Annotated in this window: 3 protein-coding genes; 1 reads left to right on the forward strand and 2 read right to left on the reverse strand. The window is 45.7% G+C overall.

Annotation, left to right across the window (positions count from 1 at the left end; all coding sequences use genetic code 11):
• On the forward strand, positions 1–585 hold a 585-nt coding region (gene plsY, locus QUA38_RS28920), incomplete at its 5' end, for a glycerol-3-phosphate 1-O-acyltransferase PlsY (RefSeq protein WP_333167966.1).
• A 22-nt stretch (positions 586–607) separates the two neighbouring features.
• Here plsY and QUA38_RS28925 read toward each other — a convergent pair.
• Positions 608–1,060: a Uma2 family endonuclease gene (locus QUA38_RS28925; RefSeq protein ID WP_445305139.1), complete on the reverse strand. Its 453-nt coding sequence runs from the start codon at positions 1,058–1,060 to the stop codon at positions 608–610.
• Between the two features lie 170 nt (positions 1,061–1,230).
• A partial coding sequence (locus QUA38_RS28930) for a pyrroline-5-carboxylate reductase dimerization domain-containing protein (protein ID WP_333167968.1) occupies positions 1,231–1,347 on the reverse strand: 117 nt, incomplete at its 5' end.

Consider the following 1,347-nt stretch of genomic DNA (forward strand, 5'->3'; position numbering starts at 1 on the left):
GGAATTGATATTCGACAGGTTGGTTCGGGTTCGACGGGTGCGACTAACGTACTGAGGACTTTGGGGAAGTGGCCGGGCTTGGGGGTGTTGCTGGTTGACGTGTTGAAGGGGGTAAGTGCGATCGTCCTCATCCGCTACATTTATTCTCTCAGTTTTACCCAGCAGCTAGCAACCGCCGCAGGTTTAGAAAATACTGCAACTGTCATCCCTTGGATGGCAACTTTGGCGGGTTTCTCTGCTGTTTTGGGTCACAGCAAATCAATCTGGCTGGGGTTTACCGGCGGTAAATCGGTGGCGACGAGTTTGGGAGTTTTGCTTGGTTTGTATTGGCCAGTTGGTTTGGGGACTTTCGGAATTTTCGGGATAGTATTTGCGGTATCGCGAATTGTTTCTTTAAGTTCGATTATTGGGGCAATTAGCGTTGCTGGATTGATGTTTGCTTTACATCAGCCGCTGGCTTATGTATTGTTTGGAATTGCGGGAGGTGTCTTTGTAATTGTGCGGCATCGGAGCAATATTCAGCGACTGTTGAATGGTACGGAACCGAGGATTGGAGAGAAATTGGAAACAGCAACTAGCGATTAATCTGAAACTGCCTGACACCTTTTCAATTATTTCCTATAACTGGCCCTAGTTCCAACACAAATCCTGACCAAACATTTTCCCCTGACAGCGTAACAGGGGACTCCAATATTTCTATTTCTCGATCGATCCTATAAATCTTCCCACTCCGGGTTTGCGGGTCAATCAACCACCCCAAACAAACGCCATTTTCCCGATATTCCTGCATTTTCTCTCGCGTTTCTCTGATAGAATCAGTTGGCGATTCCCTACGGGATAGCTTCGCTTCACGCAATTCCCCAACAAAATCGGGACACAGTGGGGGAAATTTTCTTTTTTGTTCGGGACTTAAAGCTTCCCATCTTTCGCATTTTATCCAAGAAGGATCGGGAGAACGAGTTGCACCGTTTGGGACTCTAAAACAGGTAGAAGAGTCAAACGCAATTCCTAGATTCGGATTTGGGTGACTACAAGCTTGAAATTGATAGAATAAATCCATATTGCGCTTTCAAGTTTCTCCTCCCATTGGTGCAACCATCAGCAGTTTTCCTTTGGCATTCCGTTCAAATTTATAATCGGGGTGATGTTGGCACAGTTCGTAAAACTGATCGTCTGTCAACTTGATCCACGGACTTAAATCTCATTTTAAAGTCAGCATGGCACTAACACCTATTTACCTAATTCTTGAGAACGCAAAGAAGCTGCTTTTACTGCTTCGATCAGTGCCGAACGAAAGCCGTTACTCTCTAATTTAGCAATTCCGGCAATAGTTGTGCCACCGGGACT

The organism is Microcoleus sp. Pol12B4 (assembly GCF_036701385.1).
Taxonomy (GTDB): Bacteria; Cyanobacteriota; Cyanobacteriia; order Cyanobacteriales; family Microcoleaceae; genus Microcoleus.